Annotated in this window: 13 protein-coding genes and 1 pseudogene; 9 read left to right on the forward strand and 5 right to left on the reverse strand. The window is 63.3% G+C overall.

What is annotated here, in order from left to right; genetic code table 11:
- Nucleotides 1–6: 6 nt before the first annotated feature.
- Complete coding sequence (locus ABH900_RS01590; protein WP_429621400.1) at nucleotides 7–2,181, reverse strand: TonB-dependent receptor; 2,175 nt, start codon at nucleotides 2,179–2,181, stop codon at nucleotides 7–9.
- 221 nt (nucleotides 2,182–2,402) lie between these two features.
- On the opposite strand from ABH900_RS01590, the gene ABH900_RS01595 reads away from it, so the two are divergent.
- From ABH900_RS01595 to ABH900_RS01615, 5 genes and pseudogenes are all read left to right on the forward strand, one after another.
- Complete coding sequence (locus tag ABH900_RS01595; RefSeq protein ID WP_429620653.1) at nucleotides 2,403–3,407, forward strand: extracellular catalytic domain type 1 short-chain-length polyhydroxyalkanoate depolymerase; 1,005 nt, start codon at nucleotides 2,403–2,405, stop codon at nucleotides 3,405–3,407.
- Between the two features lie 266 nt (nucleotides 3,408–3,673).
- On the forward strand, nucleotides 3,674–4,231 hold the full coding sequence (locus tag ABH900_RS01600; RefSeq protein WP_429620655.1) for a hypothetical protein: 558 nt from the start codon (nucleotides 3,674–3,676) through the stop codon (nucleotides 4,229–4,231).
- 174 nt (nucleotides 4,232–4,405) lie between these two features.
- Nucleotides 4,406–5,233 (forward strand): S1 family peptidase, encoded by an 828-nt coding sequence (locus ABH900_RS01605; protein WP_429620657.1) that lies wholly within the window; start codon nucleotides 4,406–4,408, stop codon nucleotides 5,231–5,233.
- Nucleotides 5,234–5,504: 271 nt separating this feature from the next.
- Complete coding sequence (locus ABH900_RS01610) at nucleotides 5,505–9,767, forward strand: RHS repeat-associated core domain-containing protein (RefSeq protein WP_429620659.1); 4,263 nt, start codon at nucleotides 5,505–5,507, stop codon at nucleotides 9,765–9,767.
- A gap of 347 nt (nucleotides 9,768–10,114) precedes the next feature.
- Nucleotides 10,115–10,999, forward strand: a pseudogene (locus tag ABH900_RS01615) (RHS repeat-associated core domain-containing protein); the annotation flags it as partial.
- Between the two features lie 1,122 nt (nucleotides 11,000–12,121).
- Here the strand turns inward: ABH900_RS01615 and ABH900_RS01620 are convergent.
- The gene (locus tag ABH900_RS01620) at nucleotides 12,122–12,934 is read right to left on the reverse strand and encodes an endonuclease (protein ID WP_429620661.1); all 813 of its coding nucleotides are present in this window, start codon (nucleotides 12,932–12,934) and stop codon (nucleotides 12,122–12,124) included.
- A 122-nt stretch (nucleotides 12,935–13,056) separates the two neighbouring features.
- On the opposite strand from ABH900_RS01620, the gene ABH900_RS01625 reads away from it, so the two are divergent.
- The gene (locus ABH900_RS01625; protein WP_429621402.1) at nucleotides 13,057–13,500 is read left to right on the forward strand and encodes a hypothetical protein; all 444 of its coding nucleotides are present in this window, start codon (nucleotides 13,057–13,059) and stop codon (nucleotides 13,498–13,500) included.
- Nucleotides 13,501–13,671: 171 nt separating this feature from the next.
- Complete coding sequence (locus ABH900_RS01630; RefSeq protein ID WP_429620663.1) at nucleotides 13,672–14,385, forward strand: hypothetical protein; 714 nt, start codon at nucleotides 13,672–13,674, stop codon at nucleotides 14,383–14,385.
- A 38-nt stretch (nucleotides 14,386–14,423) separates the two neighbouring features.
- Here the strand turns inward: ABH900_RS01630 and ABH900_RS01635 are convergent, their stop codons facing one another.
- From ABH900_RS01635 to msuE, 3 genes are read right to left on the reverse strand one after another with little or no spacing between them, the layout of a single operon-like run.
- Nucleotides 14,424–15,452, reverse strand: a complete 1,029-nt coding sequence (locus ABH900_RS01635; protein ID WP_429620665.1) for a methionine synthase — start codon at nucleotides 15,450–15,452, stop codon at nucleotides 14,424–14,426.
- Nucleotides 15,453–15,495: 43 nt separating this feature from the next.
- Complete coding sequence (locus ABH900_RS01640; protein WP_429620667.1) at nucleotides 15,496–16,473, reverse strand: DUF1852 domain-containing protein; 978 nt, start codon at nucleotides 16,471–16,473, stop codon at nucleotides 15,496–15,498.
- 58 nt (nucleotides 16,474–16,531) lie between these two features.
- Nucleotides 16,532–17,125 (reverse strand): FMN reductase, encoded by a 594-nt coding sequence (msuE, locus tag ABH900_RS01645; protein ID WP_429620669.1) that lies wholly within the window; start codon nucleotides 17,123–17,125, stop codon nucleotides 16,532–16,534.
- Between the two features lie 75 nt (nucleotides 17,126–17,200).
- Here msuE and ABH900_RS01650 point away from each other — a divergent pair, with 75 nt between their 5' ends.
- Both ABH900_RS01650 and ABH900_RS01655 read left to right on the forward strand, forming a co-directional pair.
- Complete coding sequence (locus ABH900_RS01650) at nucleotides 17,201–18,115, forward strand: LysR family transcriptional regulator (RefSeq protein WP_429620671.1); 915 nt, start codon at nucleotides 17,201–17,203, stop codon at nucleotides 18,113–18,115.
- Entirely contained in the window at nucleotides 18,115–18,993 is an 879-nt protein-coding gene (locus ABH900_RS01655; RefSeq protein ID WP_429620673.1) for a methylenetetrahydrofolate reductase, read from the forward strand. The genes ABH900_RS01650 and ABH900_RS01655 overlap by 1 nt, the downstream gene beginning before the upstream one ends.
- Nucleotides 18,994–19,023: the final 30 nt, after the last annotated feature.

Below are 19,023 nucleotides of genomic sequence, written 5' to 3' on the forward strand. Positions count from 1 at the left end.
GGCTTCCTAGAAATCGTAGCGGACGCTGAGGCTATATTGGCGCGGCGGCCCGTAGAAGCCAATCAGCGTGCCCACCGCTGGGATGTTGTAGCCGGTGGTGCGGTACTCCTTGTCGGTCAGGTTGGTGCCCTGCAGCGAAAAGGTCCATGCGTCATCCAGTCGCCAGATCACACCGGCATTGACCAGTCCATAGCCGTCCTGGCGGATCACCGGGCTCAGGTCGGTGGTCGGCCACACCTCGCTCTGGTAGCTGTAGCTCACCCGCGCCGACAGGTTGCTGCCGTTGGCCAGGTCGGTGCGGTATTCCACATTCACCGCACCCGAGAACTCCGGCGCGTTGGTGAACTTCATCTGCCTGGCCACGTTCACTCCGCGGTCGATGTACTCGTCGTACTTGGTATCCAGCCAGGCCAGGTTGCCGGAGATCAGCCAATGCTGGCTGGGGAGGTACTGATACTCGACCTCCAGTCCCTTGACGGTGCCGGCGCCGGCGTTGGTGAAGTCGCCGAAGAACGAATCGTCGATGCCATCGCCGTTGGTATCCAGCCCGGTGAACACCGACAGCTGGATGTCCTTGTACTTGTTGTAGAAGGCCGACAGGTTCAGGAACAGGCGCTGATCGAGGAAAGCCATCTTGCTGCCGACCTCGAAGCTGTCCACCGTCTCATCATCGAACGGTTCGGCCGAGCGCGGCACCGCCACGGCATTGGCGCGGATGTTGTAGCCGCCGGATTTGAAGCCGCGTGTTGCCAGCCCGTAGACCATGACGTCCGGGGTGATCTGGTAGTCCAGCGACACCTTGGGTGAGACGTTCTTGAAGTTGGTCGTCTTGTCGAAGTCCGCGGTCACGGCCACCGGGCGGCTGAAACCCGGGTCGGCGTAGAGGCGGTTGAGCACGATCGCGCGCTTGTCCTCGTCGGTGTAGCGGGCACCGACATCCAGCTTCAGCCTGCTGGTCAGGTCGAAGGTCCAGTCGGCATACAGCGCGATGCTGTCGGTCAGCACCTTGCCCTGGTTGTCGGCGAACTGCGCGCTGAAGTAATTGTTCTGGATCTGCCCACCGGCTTCGCCGCTGAACTGGTACAGGCCCACTACGCCGCGCACCCGACCGCCGGCATCGTAGTTCAGCTGCACCTCGTTGCTGACCTGGTTGTCGTCGTAGGTGCCACTTACATCGGCCAGCTTCACCGGTGTGGTGTCGAAGTCGATGTTGGCCTCACTGTCCGACTCACGCTTGGCTACCACGTACTTCACGGCGATGTCGTCGTTCGGCCGCCAGTTCACCGTGGCCGACGCGCCCTTGGTTTCCACGTTGTTGAGATTGCGCATGCCGGAACGGATGTCGTAACGGCTGTCCATCGGCGGGTAGGCGCGCAGGAAGGGATTGGGCGCCAGCATCTTCGAGCCGCGCATGCCGGACTGGTCGTCGATCCAGTCCAGCGCGAACTGCACATCGAAGTCGTCGCCGGCATACGCACCCAGATTCAGGCGCGCCGCATTGATCTGCTTGTCGCTGACTGGCTGGCCATTGAACGTGTTCTCGCCGAAGCCATCGTGGTTCATGCTGGCCACCGCCACGCGTGCACGCAGGCCGCTGTCGGCGCCGCCAATGGGGCCGCCAATGGCCGCCTTGGCGTCCAGCTGACTGTAATTGCCCACGGTGATCTGGGCGAAGCCCTCGGTCTGGGTTGGCAGGCCGCGCGAGATGTACTTGATCGCGCCGCCGATGGTGTTCTTGCCGTACAGCGTGCCCTGCGGGCCGCGCAGCACCTCGATGCGCGAGACATCGAACACATCCAGCAGCGCCCCCTGCGGGCGTGCGATGTAGACGTCATCCAGGTAGATGCCCACGCCCGGGTCGGCGCCCCAGGTGGGGTCGGACTGGCCCACGCCGCGGATGTAAGCTGTGACCGTACTGCTGGCGCCGCGTGCAGCGTAGATCGTCAGGTTGGGTACCTGTGCATCCAGATCACTGATGTCCTGGATGTTCATCCGGTCCAGTGCCTCGGAGGTGAAAGCAGTCACCGCCACCGGCACTTCCTGCAGGGTTTCCTCGCGCTTGCGCGCGGTCACCTTGATGTTGTCCAGGTTGGTGGGTGAAGCGGTCCTGCCTGCCGCCGATGCGGCCTGTGGCGCTTCCTGTGCCAGTACCGGCCCGGAAGCCAGCAGCGCGCCGATCATCAGGCTCAAACAATTCCGTTGCATTCAGTCCTCCCCCAAGGCATGTCCATTGCAGATGGCCCAATGCCACCCTGCAGCCAAGGCTAGCGGTGTCATCGGGCGGCGGCGAGTGGACCTAGGTCCAGTCGGCAGCGCCGCGCGGATGCGGATACTGGGCGCGCCCCACCTGCAAGCGCTACCCGGTACCCCTTCATCCACGACTCACCCATGAGGATCTGGCCATGAATTCCGGAATCGATTCGATCAGGACGCTATTGCTTGGGCTGTGTGCCTGGCTGGCAGCGGCAGGCGGCGCCTTCGCCGCGGACACCTCGGGGCACTGGGATATTGGCTTGTACGGCAATCTCTTCGGCGCCCGCGAGTACCAGGTGTGGGTTCCCGCCGGTTATGACGGCACACAGCCGCTGCCCTTGCTGCTGGTGCTGCACGGCTGCGTGACCGGCCCGAACCTGATGGGCGAAGCGTCAGGCTTCAATGAGGTGGCCGACAGTGAGGGCTTCATCGTGGTCTACCCGCGCCAGAACGTCACCTCCAATCCCGCACGCTGCTGGAACTGGCAGCTGCCGATCAACCAGGCGCGCGACAGTGGCGAGCCCTCGCTCCTGGCCGGCATCGTGGACAAGGTGAAGGCCGGCTACAGCATCGATCCGCACCGGGTCTATGTAACCGGCATTTCCGCCGGTGGTGCGATGACCTCGATCATGCTGGCCTGCTACTCGGATGTGTTTGCCGCGGGCGCCATCCATTCCGGTGGCATGTACAAGGGTGCGACCACGATTTCCGGCAGCGCCTACGCACTGTTGGCTGGCAGCATCTACTCACCGGACAGCAACGGACGGCTGGCCTGGCAGTGCTCGGGCTCGCCATCACCGCGACCGCTGCCGGTGTTGGTGTTCCATGGGAGCGCCGATCTCACCGTCAACCCGGTGAACGGTGAGCAGGCCGTGCGCCAGTTCCTGCAGACCAATGATCTGGCCGATGACGGCCTGGACAACGACTCGGTGAAGTACGTGCCCACCAGCACCTACCACGGGCAGGTGCCGGGCGGGCGCGCGTACACGGTCGACACCTATGCCTACGGCGGCAGGACGCTGGTGCAGCACTATGTTGTGCAGGGCATGGGGCATGCGTGGAGTGGCAGCCAGTCGGGCCTGCCGTTCACCGACCCGAAGGGGCCGGATGCCACGCTGATCACCTGGTTGTTCCTGAAGGGCTACCAGCGCTGAGCATGGATGCCTGTATCTGCTCAGTGGGCGGATACAGGCAAAGGACGGTTGCGCGAATTCATGGGTGCCGCCGCCCGCGGATCCTGGCGCAGTACGGCTGACGGCACCTCACCGGAGGTCATCAAGAATTGCACGCGACGGCCGCTAATGCGCAGGAGCGGGCATGTGGCCCACTCGATTGTGCACTTCCGATCCAGATATAAGGATGTAGTTCTGTGAGAGTTACTGTTGTTGTGGTGCTGGCGCTGTCCATCAGTGGATGTGGGATGCTTCCGAAGAAGGAAACGCCCGGGCAGACGGTGGCGGCATCCCGCTTTTATCCTGGAAAATCGATCGACCAGGTCAGGGCCGCTTCAACCGAGGTCTTGAATCTTCTGGCGCCTGGAAAGATGGAATTCGATGCTGACGGACCCGGTATCGCAGCAAAGCGCACCTACGGGTATGTCGAACGACGCATGGGCTACCAGGGCACCATGACGACGTTCTACAACGTCAGCATGACGGCGGTCAGCTGGTATACCGTTGCTCTTTCCGAAGAGGCTGGCGGTACGCGGGCCCGATTTGCGCTGCAGACGCGTGCCGACGATCAAGCCTCGTATTGGGCCAACTCCGCTATCCCGGCCATTCACAGAAGCTTCCGCCATGATCTTCCGCTGGACGGCCGCCAGGGCATCGCCGATCTGAAGTTGTTCCATGATCGCGTCGAGCATGTGCTGGGGCTGCGCCCGACATGGGTGTCATGCAACGAGGTGAAGGAGCCAGGCAAGGTTGTTGAGCTCTGCGACAACAATGGCATCAGCGACGTTGGCCCGGCCCGATCCTAACCGCTCGTGGGCCGTCCCTGCGTTGATGCGCAGGGACGACTCGTGCACCGCCTCGGGCTTCATGTCCCGTTTCTGCCGCTTCATCGGCCAGCTCCTTGGCTTGGTCGGCCGATATCCCCGTACCGGATGTGTTCGGCTAGGCTGGCCCGACTGAAGGCAAGGGTGAAGGCATCCATGAACCGCTGGCTTTTCCTGACATTTACGGCCCTTCCGTTCGCAGTCGGCGCCGTGGTCATCCGCGATGACGTCGACGATGCCAGGTACCAGATCGATGCATCGGTCTTCCCGGCACTGGCCGATATGCCAGGAGAAGGGCACGGTGTGCTCATTGCCCCGCGCTGGGTGGTGACTGCCGCGCACGCGGCGCCGATGGAAGGAATGGGCGCCGTGATCGCCATCAATGGGAAGGCCTACGGCGTGGAGCGTGTCTTCCTGCACCCCGGCTACCGCAGGATGCCCGAGGCCCTGGGCAAGGAGGCCATGGCAACGGGGAGTGCGTCGAAAATCCATGCGTTTCTGGCAGCGTCGGATGACATCGCGTTGATCAAGCTTGCCACGCCCGTGAGCGATGTCAGTTCAGTGGCGCTCTACCGTGACGCCGCCGAGGTCACGCAGGTCGCAGTGCTGATAGGGAAGGGGGCTACCGGCAACGGTGCGGTTGGACTGGTGCCCGGCGGGTCACATCGTACGACTCTGCGGCGGGCGTACAACGCGATCACCGGCGGCAACGAACGCTATCTCTGGTACCGGTTCGATCCACCGCCGCAGGGGCTGCCGCTGGAAGGCGTGCTCGGCAACGGCGACAGCGGCGGTCCACTTGTGATCGACGATCGCGGTACCTGGCAGCTGGTGGGTCTCGGCTCCTGGATCACCGCCGTTCCCGAGCATGCGCTTGAGGCCGGTTTCTATGGGCAGATGGTCTACAACGTTCGCGTGTCCCGTTATATCAGCTGGATCGAGCGCGTGATGTGCGAGGGCGACGGGGCGTGCGAACGGCCGTGACGCGTCACGTTAATAGTTGATCCTCCACCATCCGTAGTAGTCGGCCTGGTTCGACCGCGCACCCGATGGCACGATCGCCGTGTCGAATGATTGTCAGGCGGAGAAGTCTTCACTCCGCCCTAACGCGCGCCCGCCCACTGGCACTTAGACTCGGTCGCGTTCACCTGCTACTGACGCAGCGGTGGCCGACGCCGGAGGGATGCCGCGTTGATGCGGATTCTGCCGCTTCAAAGGATTGCCAGGAGACCACAGGATGGGTCGAGTAGCATGGATGGGTGTGTTCGCGTGCCTGGCCTCGGTGCCGGCATGGGCCGAAGTTCCCCCCGAATGTGTGCAGGTGTATCAGGAGGCGGGCGCGATTCCGGGTGCGCAGACGTGCCGGGATGATGCATCCAATGCGCTGGTGGGGCTCGGGACCTACCACTGCGAAAATCCTCAACTCGTTGATGAGTACTGCGGCGGTTCGGCGCTGCCGTTGTGGGATACCGGCAAGAACAACCAGTGCGACGTGACCACCGGCTCTACGCAGGTGGGCAATCCGATCAATGCACTACTGGGCATCAAGGTTCAGAGCGAGACGGATGTGGCGGACGGGTCGGGCCACCTGTCGTTGCAGCGCCATTACAACAGTTTGTCCATCGACAGCAATCCCGGCAACGAGCTGGGGCCGCGCTGGCGCCACAGCTTCCAGATCGCGCTGGTTACTGCAGATGAGGGGAGCACGGCGGTGCGCCGGCTCAACCTGCCCAGCGGCGACAGCTATCGCTTTGTCGACCAGGGCCAGGATACATGGCAACCCGATGCGGACGTGCGTGAGCGCTTGAGTGTCGTGCGGCAGAATGGCGCGCAGACCGGTTGGCAGGTCATCGATGGCGACGATACCCGCTACCAGTTCAATCTGGACGGCAAGCTCGTACGCATGAGCTTCGTTGACGGCGACGTGCTGAGCCTGCGCTACACCACGGCCGGCGCATTGCGGGACGTCACCGACCTGCGCGGGCGTCGCTTGAGCATGAGCTACTCTTCTGGACGTCTGAGCACGGTGACGCGTCCGGATGGCCGCACCGTCAAGTATGTCTACGCCCAACAGAATCTGAGCCGGGTGCGGTACGACACCACGGAAGCGGCAAGCGCGACGTTTTCCACGGTCAGCTATGCCTACACCGACAGCCACGATCCGCTGTTGCTGACCGGAATCGTGGACGAAACCGGCCAGACCTATGCAAATTGGGAGTACGACGCCCAGGGTCGCGCCATCGCAAGCTGGCATGGCGGCCTGAACAGCTCGGCTGATCGTGTGTCGGTGTCTTACGGCTCGCAGCAGTCAAAGGTCACCGATGCGCTGGGCAACACCACTACGTACGCCTATACCTTTGCACTGGGCCGGGCCAAGCAGACCTCGGTGGACCAGTTGTGCAGCCAGTGCGGGGCCTCGCAGATCAGCCAGCGCAGCTACGACGCCAACGGATATCCCGATGTCGTGACGGATTTCAACGGGGTCACCACCGACGAGGACTATGGTGCCCGGGGCCTGCTGACCCAGCAGATCAGTGCAGCCAACGATACCCAAGGATACCGGCGGACCGTACAGACCGACTGGCACCCGCAGTTCCGGGTACCCGCTGAGCGCCGCATCTACGATGCAACAGGCGCACTGGTCTCAGGCTGGAGCTGGGCCTACAACGCCCGCGGGCAAGTGGTCAGTGCAACATCGCTCGATCCGGCATCCAACGCGGCACGGACCACGACGACGGCCTACTGCGAGCCGGCCGGCGTCAGCGCGGGCAGCTGCCCGTATGTAGGCCTGGTGGCCTCGATCAACGGGCCCCGCACCGACGTCGCGGACACGACCACCTACCAGTACTACGCCGCCGACGACGCTGCCTGTGCCAGCGCATCCACAACCTGCCCGCATCGGAAGGGGGATCTGTGGAAGGTCAGCAATGCACTGGGGCACGTCACCGAGTACCTGGCCTACGATGGTGCGGGTCGGGTGCTGTCGGTGCGGGATGCCAATGGTGTGATCACCGATTACCGCTACCACCCACGCGGCTGGCTCGCTGCACGTACCGTTCGGGGGGCGGATGATTCAAGCCAGGCTGATGATCAAAGCACGCGCTTTGACTATTGGCCCAATGGTCTGGTCAAGCAGGTGACCCAGCCTGACGGCGCGTTTGTCGTGTTCACGTATGACGCGGCGCGGCGACTGACCCTCATCACCGACAATGCCGGCAACACGCGTCACTACACCCTGGACAATGCGGGCAATCGGGTGAAGGAAGACACCCTGGATGATGCCGGGGTACTCACACACACGCTGTCGCGGATCTACAACCAGCTCGGCCAGTTGACCACACAGGCCACCTCCAGCGGTGACCCCACCGACATTGGCTACGATGCCAATGGCAATGCCACCCAGCTTACCGACGCTCTCGGGCGTAGGACCCAACTCGAGTATGACCCGCTCAATCGCCTGGCCAGGATATTGCAGGACGTGGATGGTGTGGCGGCCGAAATCCGCAGCCAGTACAACGCGCTGGATCAGGTCATCCAGGTCACCGACCCGAAGGGGCTGCAGACCACCTATGCCTACAACGGGTTCGGTGATCTGACTGGACAGGTCAGCCCGGACAGCGGCGCCAGCAGCTTCACCGTGGATGCGGCAGGCAACCGCAGGACCGCCACCGATGCGCGCGGCGTCACCGCCACCTATCACTACGATTCGCTCAGCCGCCTGATCGGCATCGCCTATCCGGACCCCAATCTGGATGTGGGCTATAGCTATGACGTGGCGCCTACTGCTTGTGCCGCCGACGAGCGCTTCGCGAAGGGCCGTCTGGGTCAGGTGCTGCATGCCAATGGCAGCACCCAGTACTGCCACGACCGCTTCGGCCAGGTCACCCGCAAGGTGCAGACCGTCAATGGTGTCGCCAGCACCCTGCGCTATGCCTACAGCAAGTCGGGACGGCTGGCCGAATTGACTTACCCCGATGGCAGCGTGGCCGACTATGTCCGTGACACCCAAGGGCGGATCAGCCAGGTCGGCCTGACCCGGCCCAGCCAGGCGCGCCAGATCGTGGTGAACAACGTGACCTATGCGGCCTTCGGCCCGGCAACGGGCTGGACCTACGGCAATGGCCGCCAGCTGCAGCGTCCGTTGGACCTGGACTACCGCCCGCAGGCTGTGCATGACGCAGCCGCAGGTGGCCTGTCGCTGGGCTACGGCTATGACCCGGTCGGCTCGATCACCGAGTTGAAGGACGGCGCGGGCTCAACCGTGCTGGCCAAGTACGCCTACGACACGCTGGGTCGCCTGACCCAGACTCAGGACGGGTCGACCGGCACGCCGATTGAAACTTACGCGTATGACGCCACCGGTAATCGCACCGCACTGACCACCTCGGCAGGAACGGAGAGCTACACCTATCCAGCAACCAGCCATCGCCTGACCGCAGTGGATGGCGAAGCGCGCGATCATGACGCAGTCGGCAATACCACCAGCATTGGCAGCAAGGCCTTCACCTACAACGATGCCAACCGCATGAACGCGGTGAAGCAGGGTAACGCCTTCCTGGAAAGCTACGGCTACAACCATCGTGGGGAGCGCGTGCTGCGCACGCCGGCCGGTGGTGATGCACAGATCACCCTGTATGACGAAGCAGGGCAGTGGCTGGGCAACTACTCGGCCACGGGCCAGGCGCAGCAGCAGGCCATCTGGTTGGACAACTATCCGGTGGCGCTGATCAACATGCCGGGCGCCGGCGTGCCGGAGCTGGCTTACGTGCAGCCGGATCATCTGGGCACACCGCGCGTGGTGATCGATCCGGTGCGCGATGTCGCGATCTGGGAGTGGAGCAACAAAAGCGAGGTGTTCGGCAACCAGATTCCGAGTGCCGACCCGGATGGGGATGGTGTGGCGTTCGAGCTGGCGCTGCGCTTTCCGGGGCAGCAGGCGACAGATGCGAGTGGGCTGTTCTACAACTATCAGCGCGAGTACGACCCGGCTGTGGGGCGGTATTCGCAGAGCGATCCGATTGGGTTGATGGGGGGGGTGTCAACCTTCAGTTATGCAGATCTCGCTCCTCAAGACAGGTCCGACCCACTCGGATTGGCTACATGGACCGGAACCATGACCTTTGCGGGTACTGGTGTAGGGCTCGTAGGTGGTGTGGGTGGTGCAAAGCTGAGCCTTACGTCCGAATGTCTCAATGGCCGCCAAGCGTTCGTTGAAATTAACTTTGCTGGAGTCGGCGTCGGGGCTGGATCTCCTGTTTCCGCAACGGTATCTAATGTCACTCTCTCCGGAGGAAATCTAATGTATGTTGATCCAGGCGAACTGCTTGGGGCTTCCTCCATCCTTTCGTTAGGGGTCGCGGTTGGGGGTGGGCTGTCTCTATCAACATTGAAAATTGGCGAAGTCTCGTCGGTCGGTATTGGTGGGCAAGGCGGATGGGACGCCTCGGCGAGCTTCCTTATGGGTCGAAGCAGAATTTTTGGAAACAAAGTAACTTGGAGTGATTGCGGATGTCGTTAGAATCAACTTTCGAAACGCTTTGCATGCTTGCCGTCGCAACGTTGGTGGTGGCGATATTTTCGCGGTTCCTGTTGGTTTGGGAGTTGAAAAGAAATTCGCCTAAGCTGTGGGAGTCACTTGGCGGACCGGCGATTCTGGAGCGAGATCACTTCCTGAGTAAGTATCCGTTCCGCGGAGGGAGGCGAGTGTACAAAGAGGCCTCAGGGGCGCGCAGGTTGCTTCTTGTTTTGTTCTGGCTCTCATTCGTTATGTATCTTGCCGTACTGATTCCAGTGGTTGTGATCTGGATCATGCGGTGATCGAGCTCGTTTTCCGTTGCTCTGCCGCTGAGCTGTTGCCTTGGTTGTGTGGGTTCGATCGCCTGGTTGAAGAATGGCGCAGGCTCAGCGGTGCTGGCCAAGTACGCCTACGACACGCTGGGCCGCCTGACCCAGACCCAGGACGGTACGACCGGCACGCCGATTGAAACCTATGCGTATGACGCCAGCGGCAATCGCACCGCGCTGACCACCTCGGCAGGTACCGCCAGCTATACCTGTCCGGCGACCAGTCATCGGCTGACTGCAGCGGACGGCGAGGCCTGCAGCCATGACGCGGCGGGCAATACCATCAGCATCGGCAGCAAGGTTTTCACCTACAGCGATGCCAACCGCATGAATGCGGTGAAGCAGGGCAATGCCGTGCTGGAAAGCTACGGTTACAACCATCGCGGTGAGCGCGTGCTGCGCTCCCCGGCTGGTGGCGCAGCGCAGATCACCCTGTATGACGAGGCGGGGCAGTGGCTGGGCAACTACTCAGCCACGGGCCAGGCGCAGCAGCATGCGATCTGGCTGGACAGCTACCCGGTGGCGCTGATCAGCCTGCCAAGCGCAGGAGTGCCTGAACTGGCCTACGTGCAGGCGGATCATCTGGGTACGCCGCGCGTGGTGATCGACCCGGTGCGCGACGTCGCGATCTGGGAGTGAAGCAACAAGAGCGAGGTGTTCGGCAGCCAGATCCCGAGTGCCGACCCGGATGGTGATGGCGTGGCGTTCGAGCTGGCGCTGCGCTTCCCGGGGCAGCAGGCGACGGATACGAGTGGGTTGTTCTATAACTATCAGCGCGAGTATGACCCGGCTGTGGGGCGGTACTCGCAGAGTGATCCGATTGGGTTGGAGGGCGGGATGAGCACCTACTCCTATGTTCAGTCCGCGTCACTTTCCCTGAGCGATCCGTATGGGCTTCGGGCGACCTTTGCAGATTGCGTTTCGGAGAGGCGAAGGGGCTGGGGCAAGCTTGGTGCCAGTGGTGCGGAAGATATGTCAACAACCGATGAAGTCATATCTGGGGCGCAGGTGACAAACGCCGCTGCCAATACTGCAGTTGGGAGTACAGGCTCTGGAATCAGTGCGGCTCCCCATGCAACGACGTGGCAGCATGCTGCGGGCTCCCGGGCTGGGCAAGCGATGCAGCTGGCGGCCAATGGTCGTCGATTCGGCCCTGTTCAAGCCTCGTGGAGTTCGGCAGGAAGACTATTGGGTCGCGTGGCTGTGGTGACGACTGCATGGGGGGGATTCTGGGACATCGGCTCCATGGTTTATTGTGGCTGTAGTGCAGGTGGTGAATAAAGGAGAATAAAAATGACAGATATCCTAAGAGATCGAGAGGAGTTATCGGCTCCTGACTTCTATGACCAATACTATGTAGAAAGTGGCCTCGATCGGGAGACCGTAGTCGAGCTGCTCAAGCACGTTGCAGATGAGCTTCGACTCCCCCCCCCGGGAAGCTCCGGCCCTCAGATCGGTTCTCGAAGGAACTGTTGCTTAGCGAAGCTCTTGGCTGGGACTCGGGATATGGGATTCTGATATTCGAGCTTCAATCACTGGCAAAGCGGCGTGGCGTTGCGATCGACAAGAAAGTGGATTCGCTCGACGACTACATTCGTATCATGGCTGGCATCTACTGATGGAGTTGTTGGAGTCGCTGAATTCTCACCTGCTCGAGAGCGGGGTGTAACGAGTGTCTTGAGACGCTGTGGGCGGTGCTATGAATGACGCCCAATGCTTATGGGTCTGACCTCGGACGAAGTGTCTCTGATCCACAGCGCGTCGCTTTGTGGCTTGAGGCGGGGACGTGGCCAGAGCAAGCGCTCGGCTGATTGACCTGATTGACCTGGGTAACGGGACGGGAGGGGCTTGGTTACTCCTTGCCGCCATTGATTTGCGGGCCGACGAGGCAGAATTGGCTCCTCGCGCATTTCGGGCGCCGGAAGAGACCCGGCCTCATGATGCCTTTGTGGCCTCTGCGCTGGTCGATTCGTTGATGACTCTGATTCGCGAACGGCACCAGCATGACGGTCACGGCCGACCCAGCCGCTACAGGAAAATCACCTTCACCGATTCGCCGATCAGCGGTCTTGCAAGCACGCTGTAGCCGTCGCGATCAAATCCGATGGCCGGCGTGTCGAGCCGCCGGGCGCCCGCGATCGTCGTCGCCGACCCCAGGTACGTCCAGTTGCGCACCACATGGATCTGCTTCAGATTCCCCGAGCGTTCCTCGATGCCGATCGCGCCGGCGTAGGGCCACGCCCGCTGGTGGTAACCGGCCAGGCCGGTGCGCAGGCGCTCGTCATGCGCAGGTGCGGACTCAATGCCAGTGCAGACACCCGAACAACGCTTGAGCAGATGGCGGAAGCAGGGCGCGCCCGCGCGGACGGATTCGATGCCCAGCCGGCCGAGGCAGAGCTGCTGCTCATCCGCCACGCGCTCAAGCGCGGCGACGGCCGCATGGCGGCTGGGGAAGAGGCCATAAGCCTGCAATGGGTCGGCTGTGTGGACATCCTCAATGCGGACCTCATCGCCCGCCAGCACAATCGTGCACAGGCGCTTGTTCCGCCGCAGCCGCTGATTGAACAGCGGCTTGGTCTGCTTGATCAGCCGTGCTTCCAGTAGCTGCGCACCGATGTCGCCTGCGGTGCGGATGCAGGAGAAATGCGTGGTCCGGCCGACAAGGCGCTGCTCGTCCGGCGCCCGCAGGTGATCCAGCACCCGCCGCCGGATGTCCACGCTCTTGCCGATGTACAGCGCGGCGCCCGCCGCATCATGGAAGGTATACACGCCCGGCAGCCGGGGCAGCGACGCGACCTTAGCCGCCAGGTCGCTACGGAGAACATTGAGCGCAGAGGACATGATGGACAGGGTAGCGTCTCGCAGAGGCCGGCATCTGATGCCTTCTTGAACGATTCATGGTCGGCGGCCGCAGCGCTTTCGCATTCTCAGCCTGTGCGACGCCCGATCGTATTCTTCCGGCCATGCATTCGCCCTTCGACCTTCCTGATTTCATGACTGTCACCCGGCCCTCGGGCTGGGTGCAGAGTGGCGAGCGTTGGGACCTGTGGTGGAATGGCCGCTCCGTGGCGAACATCGTGCCGCACGCCATGCTCGGTTTCCGGGTGTACCTGGACGCACGCAAGATGTCCCAGACCAAGGTGGTGGCCGCAGCGAATGCACGGCAGGCCCGGCGCTACGCCGAACGCTGGTGCGCCGCACGGCTCTGCCCGCAGCTGCCGCTGCGCGATGCGGTGGCACGCCTGGTGGATACGGCGCCCGAAGCCTGCAGCCCGGCCCCCACGCTGTCGCGGGAGCAACGGCAGCAGGCCCGCCGCCTTGCCGACGCCGGGGCAGGGGAGGTGGCACGGATCAAGCAGGCGCTGGCGGTGCGCAAGACAGTGCCCATGCCCATGATCCGGCGCTGAGCATCGATCCCCACGATGCCCGTGCATCAGGGGGATGCCATGACCACATGCGTTGCAGCCGGTGCTCTTTGTGCCGGCGGGGGGGCGTTTCGTCGCCCCCAGTCGCGCTTCGTCGCACGCCCGTTGCGGCTGGCCTGGAAGCAGCACGAAAGTGAGTGGGGAAGGGGCGGGATGGCCCTCCTTCAGATCCGGCACCTTCCGGGGGGGTACGCAGTGCATCTGGCAAATATCGCGATTCACGTGATGGCAGGCGCCGCCGCACTGGCAGCGGGATTCCTCATCCTGTTCAAGGAAAAGGGAACCGCCACGCACAAGCGGCTGGGCATGACATTCGTCTGGCTCAGCCTGGTGGTGTGCGCAACCGCCATCATCGGCACGATCTTCTTCCGCTTCATTCCCGTATTTGCCGTCCTGAGCCTGCTGGTGCCGTACCAGCTGCTGGGCGGCTGGCGCGTGGCGCGTACACAGGGTGCAGGACCGGCGATGATCGACGGCGTCGCGCTGGTGGTGGCGATGGCAATCGCACTGCCGCTGTCAATGGAAATACTGGCGGGTCCGGGCCGGCTGGCGACAGTGGATTACGCCGCTGTCGTGACGCTGTGGATGGTGCTGGCATACGACGCGATCAAATGGACGTTCCCGAGGCGCTGGCATGCGTCGCTCTGGCGATACGAGCACATCTACAAGATGATCGCCTCGGTGTTCGCCATGCTCTCGGCCCTGACTGGTAATGTCGTCCGCGTGGGGCAGCCCTGGTCGCAGATGCTGCCTTCGGCGATGGGGGTGGTGGTGATCGCGTACTTCTGCCAGCGGCTGGCGCGCGAGAGGCGCACCCCGGGCGTGAACCTCCGTAGCGTGGACGCATCCCCGCGCGACGCGGAGTGAGGGCCGCGCGATGCAGGCCCTCTCCACCTCTCCCCGCCTTACGCTGAAAGCTCCTCGCGCACGATCCTTGCCCCTTCGCTGAGCGCGCGCAGCTTGCCCCGGGCCACATCACGCGCCAGCGGCGCCATGCCGCAGTTGGTGCTCGGGTACAGCTTGTCGGCATCCACGAACTGCAGTGCCTTGCGCAGGGTATTGGCCACGTCTTCCGGTGTTTCGACCGTATTGGATGCCACGTCGATGGCACCCACCATCACCTTCTTACCGCGCACCAGTTCGATCAGGTCGATCGGCACGTGCGAGTTCTGGCACTCCAACGAGATGATGTCGATGCTGGAGGTCCGCAGTTTCGGGAACGACTCTTCATACTGGCGCCATTCCGAACCCAGCGTCTGCTTCCAGTCGGTGTTGGCCTTGATGCCGTAGCCGTAGCAGATGTGCACCGCGGTCTCGCACTTCAGCCCTTCGATCGCCCGCTCCAGGGTGGCCACGCCCCAGTCATTCACTTCATCGAAGAACACATTGAAGGCCGGCTCATCGAACTGGATGATGTCCACGCCGGCGGCCTCCAGCTCCCGTGCTTCCTCGTTGAGGATCTTCGCAAATTCCCAGGCGAGCTTTTCGCGGCTCTTGTAGTGCGCGTCGTACAGCGTGTCGATCATCGTCATCGGGCCGGGCAGGGCCCACTTGATCGGTTGCGCGGTCTGCCGGCGCAGGAACTTCGCGTCCTCGACGAACACCGGCTTGGGGCGGCTGACCGCGCCAACCACGGTGGGTACGCTGGCATCGTAGCGGTTGCGGATGCGGACGGTTTCGCGCTTCTCGAAATCGACGCCATTGAGGTGTTCGATGAAGGTGGTGACGAAGTGCTGCCGGGTCTGCTCGCCGTCGCTGACGATGTCGATGCCGGCGTGCTGCTGTTCCTGCAGGGACAGGCGCAGGGCATCCTGCTTGCCTTCAATCAGGCCTTCGTCCTGCAGCTTCCAGGGCGACCAGAGCTTTTCGGGCTCTGCGAGCCAGGCGGGTTTGGGCAGGCTGCCGGCGGTGGAGGTAGGGAGCAGTTTCTTCATCGGTATCGGGTCTTGTGTCCTGGGGATTGGGGGAGGGGAGGGATCAGCGGGAAGCCCACTGTTCAAGCACGGCGCGGTATGGCCGGATGAAGTGCTCTTCAGTGAACTTGCCCTGCTTGACCGCCAGCTGGCTGCGCTCTTCGCGGTCGTAGACGATGCGGGTGGAGGAATAATCCTGGTGCTTCAGGCTGGGCTGGTAGACCTTGCCGGCCACCGAATTGGCGTTGTAAATCTCCGGGCGGTAGATCTTCTGGAAGGCCTCCATCGTGCTGATGGTGCCGATCAGTTCCAGGTTCGAGTAGTCGCCCAGCAGATCGCCCTGGAAGTAGAACGCCAGCGGCGCGACGCTGCCCGGCGGCATGAAGTAGCGCACCTGCAGGCCCATCTTGTCGAAGTACTGGTCGGTGGGGGAGAACTCGCCCTGGCGATACTCCACACCCAGGATCGGGTGGTGGTTCTCGGTGCGATGGTAGGTCTTGCTGCTGGAGACACTGATGCAGATCACCGGTCCCTTGCTGAAATTGGCGTGGTAGGCGTCCGAGTCCAGGAAGTGCTTGAACAGCTTGCCGTGCAGGTCGCCGAAGCCCTCCGGAATGCCGAAGGTGGCCTTGCCCTCGTTGCTGGCCGGCAGCACAACGCTGAAATCGTAGTCGCGCACGTATGAGGAGAAGTTGTTGCCGACGATCCCTTCGCTGCGCGCGCCGGTGTGCGTGTCGACAATGGTCGGCCGCAACACCTCGATCAGCGGGAACGGATCACTGCCGTCGCCGCCGTCGATGTGCATCTCCACCGAAATGATGTCCAGCTCAACCGCATAACGGTCCGCGCTCGGGTTGTCCCAGTGCGCCAGATCGTTGAAGCGGTTGTTGATCATGCTGATCGTGTTGCGCAGGTTCTCCTGCCGGGACGCACCGCGAGCCAGGTTGGCGAAGTTGGTGGTGATGCGCGTGCCCTCGGCAGGCTGGTAGTCCTCGTTGAAGGGGATGCGCGTAATGCTGAAGGTGAAGGCGTCGGTCGTCATGGGCGGTGTTCCGGTTTGCGGGGGTTGCATCCAAATGCGGGTCAGCGGCATTCGGCATTTAAAGGGCTTCGGTCGCCTCGATGGCGGTGATCGGCGCGGTGCGATGGGAGAGCGCCAGCAACGGCATTGCCCGCTGCACCGCCAGCCGCGCCCGTTGGATCAGCGCCTCGTTGTGCACGCGGCCGTCGACGAAATCGCGGTCGGTGGCGTAGACGCCCAGGGGCAGGGTGCGGGCCTGGAAGAAACTGAAGAGCGGCCGCAGCTGGTGGTCGATCACCAGGGCGTGGCGCTCGCTGCCGCCGGTCGCGGCCAGCAGGATGGGCGTGTCGACCAGCGCATCCTGGTCGATGAAGTCGAAGAAGTGCTTGAACAGGCCGGTGTACGAACCGCGATAGACCGGGGTGGCCACCACCAGTACGTCGGCCCGTTCAACGGCGGCCAGTTCGCGTTCCGCGGCATCGGGCAGCTGCGAACGCCACAGCGCACCGGCCAGCTGTGGCGCCAGCTGGCCCAGCTCGATCAGGTGCGGGTCACTGGGTGCGTGTTCGCCGATCAGCTCAAGCAGGTGCTCGCACAGGGTGGCGGCGCGTGACGGGCGCTGAAGTCCACCGGAAACGGCGACGATACGGAGGGGGCGGGTGGTCGAAAGCATGACCCGATGCTAGTCATGCCCTTCCATGACGTAAAATGGTATTACTTCACCAATCCATGAGCGGGATTCATCGTCATGCTGGAACGCATCCACCTGAGCATTGTGCAGCAGGTCGAGCAGCAGGGGTCGCTCACCGCCGCTGCCGGCGTGCTCAACCTGACCCAGTCGGCCCTGAGCCACAGCATGAAGAAGCTGGAACAGCAGCTCGGCACCGATGTCTGGCTGCGGGAGGGCCGCAGCCTGCGGCTGACCCAGGCCGGGCAGTACCTGCTGGCCGTGGCCAACCGGGTGCTGCCGCAGCTGGACCTGGCCGAGGAGCGGCTGGGCCAGTTCGCCCAGGGCGAGCGCGGCGCGCTGCGCATCGGCATGGAATGCCACCCCTGCTACCAGTGGCTGCTGAAGATCGTCTCGCCATATCTTGCCGCGTGGCCGGATGTGGATGTGGACGTGAAGCAGAAGTTCCAGTTCGGCGGCATCGGCGCGTTGTTCGGCTACGAGATCGACCTGCTGGTCACGCCCGACCCGTTGTTGAAGCCAGGCCTGAAGTTCATCCCGGTGTTCGATTACGAGCAGGTGCTGGTGGTGGCCAAGGACCATGCCCTGGCCAAGGTGGACCACGTAAAGCCGCGCCAGCTCAGCCAGGAAGTGCTGATCAGCTACCCGGTGCCGTTCGAGCGCCTGGATATCTACAACCAGTTCCTGCTGCCGGCCGGCATCACGCCGCGGCGGCACAAGGCCATTGAAACCACCGACATCATGATGCAGATGGTGGCCAGCGGCCGCGGTGTGGCGGCCATGCCGCGCTGGCTGGTGGAGGAGTATGCAGCCCGCATGGACGTGGTGCCGGTGCGCCTGGGCGCGAAGGGCATCCCCAAACAGATCTATCTGGGCGCGCGCGAGGCCGATACCGGCATCGACTACCTGCAGGCCTTCATCGAACTGGCCCGGAACAGCTCGCCGCTTGCTGGCAACACGCGCGGGGCGCGTTGATGTCCGCACGTACTTCAGCGCGGGCGGCAACCTTCATCAATGCCTTTTCACTGGAAGTCAGCGCGAAGGCCATGCCCGCGCTGCATGCCGAAGCCGCCCGCATACCGCGCGGCACGACCATCTCCATTCCCTACCTGGCAAACGAGGACGACGACGCGCGACTGGCCGCCACGCGTGCGGTGCGCGAACTTGGCTTCGAGCCGATGCCACATCTCTCCGCGCGCCGCATCGCATCGCGCGCAACACTTGAACGCTTCATGGAGCGTGCCGCCAGCGAAGCAGGGGTTGAGCGCTGCCTGTTGATCGCCGGCGACCTGGCTGCGCCTGCCGGGCCGTTTGCTGACAGTGCCTCCATCATCGAAAGCGGCCTTCTTGAGCGCTGCGGCATCAAGGTCGTCGGCATCGGCGGGCATCCGGAGGGCCACCCGGTGATGAACAGTGACGAGCGCTGGCAGGTGCTTCAGCGCAAATGCGAGGGCATCGAAGCACACGGCATGGCGCCGTGGATCGTCACCCAGTTCGCATTCGATGCCGATCTCGTTCTGGCGTGGCTGGATGCACTGCGCACCCGTGGCATCAGCGTGCCGGTGCTGGTTGGCGTGCCGGGGCCGGCAAGCATTGCACGGCTGGTGCGCTACGCCGCGATGTGTGGCGTGGGTGCCAGTGCATCCATGCTGGCCAGGTACGGCATCTCCATCGGCCGGTTGCTCGGAACGGCGGGGCCGGAGGTGTTCGTGGATCGCCTGGTGCAGGGGCTGACGGAGGCCCATGGCCAGGTCAGCCCTCACCTTTTCCCGTTCGGCGGTATTGCGCCATCGCTGGGATGGGTGGAGCAGTACCGGGAGCGGGTGGCCACTTCCAAACATTACGCTCCCTGATCGGAGCTTCCGTTTAAACCTTCAGCACGC

It is taken from the genome of Stenotrophomonas sp. AN71 (genome assembly GCF_050435725.1).
In the GTDB taxonomy this organism is placed as follows: domain Bacteria; phylum Pseudomonadota; class Gammaproteobacteria; order Xanthomonadales; family Xanthomonadaceae; genus Stenotrophomonas.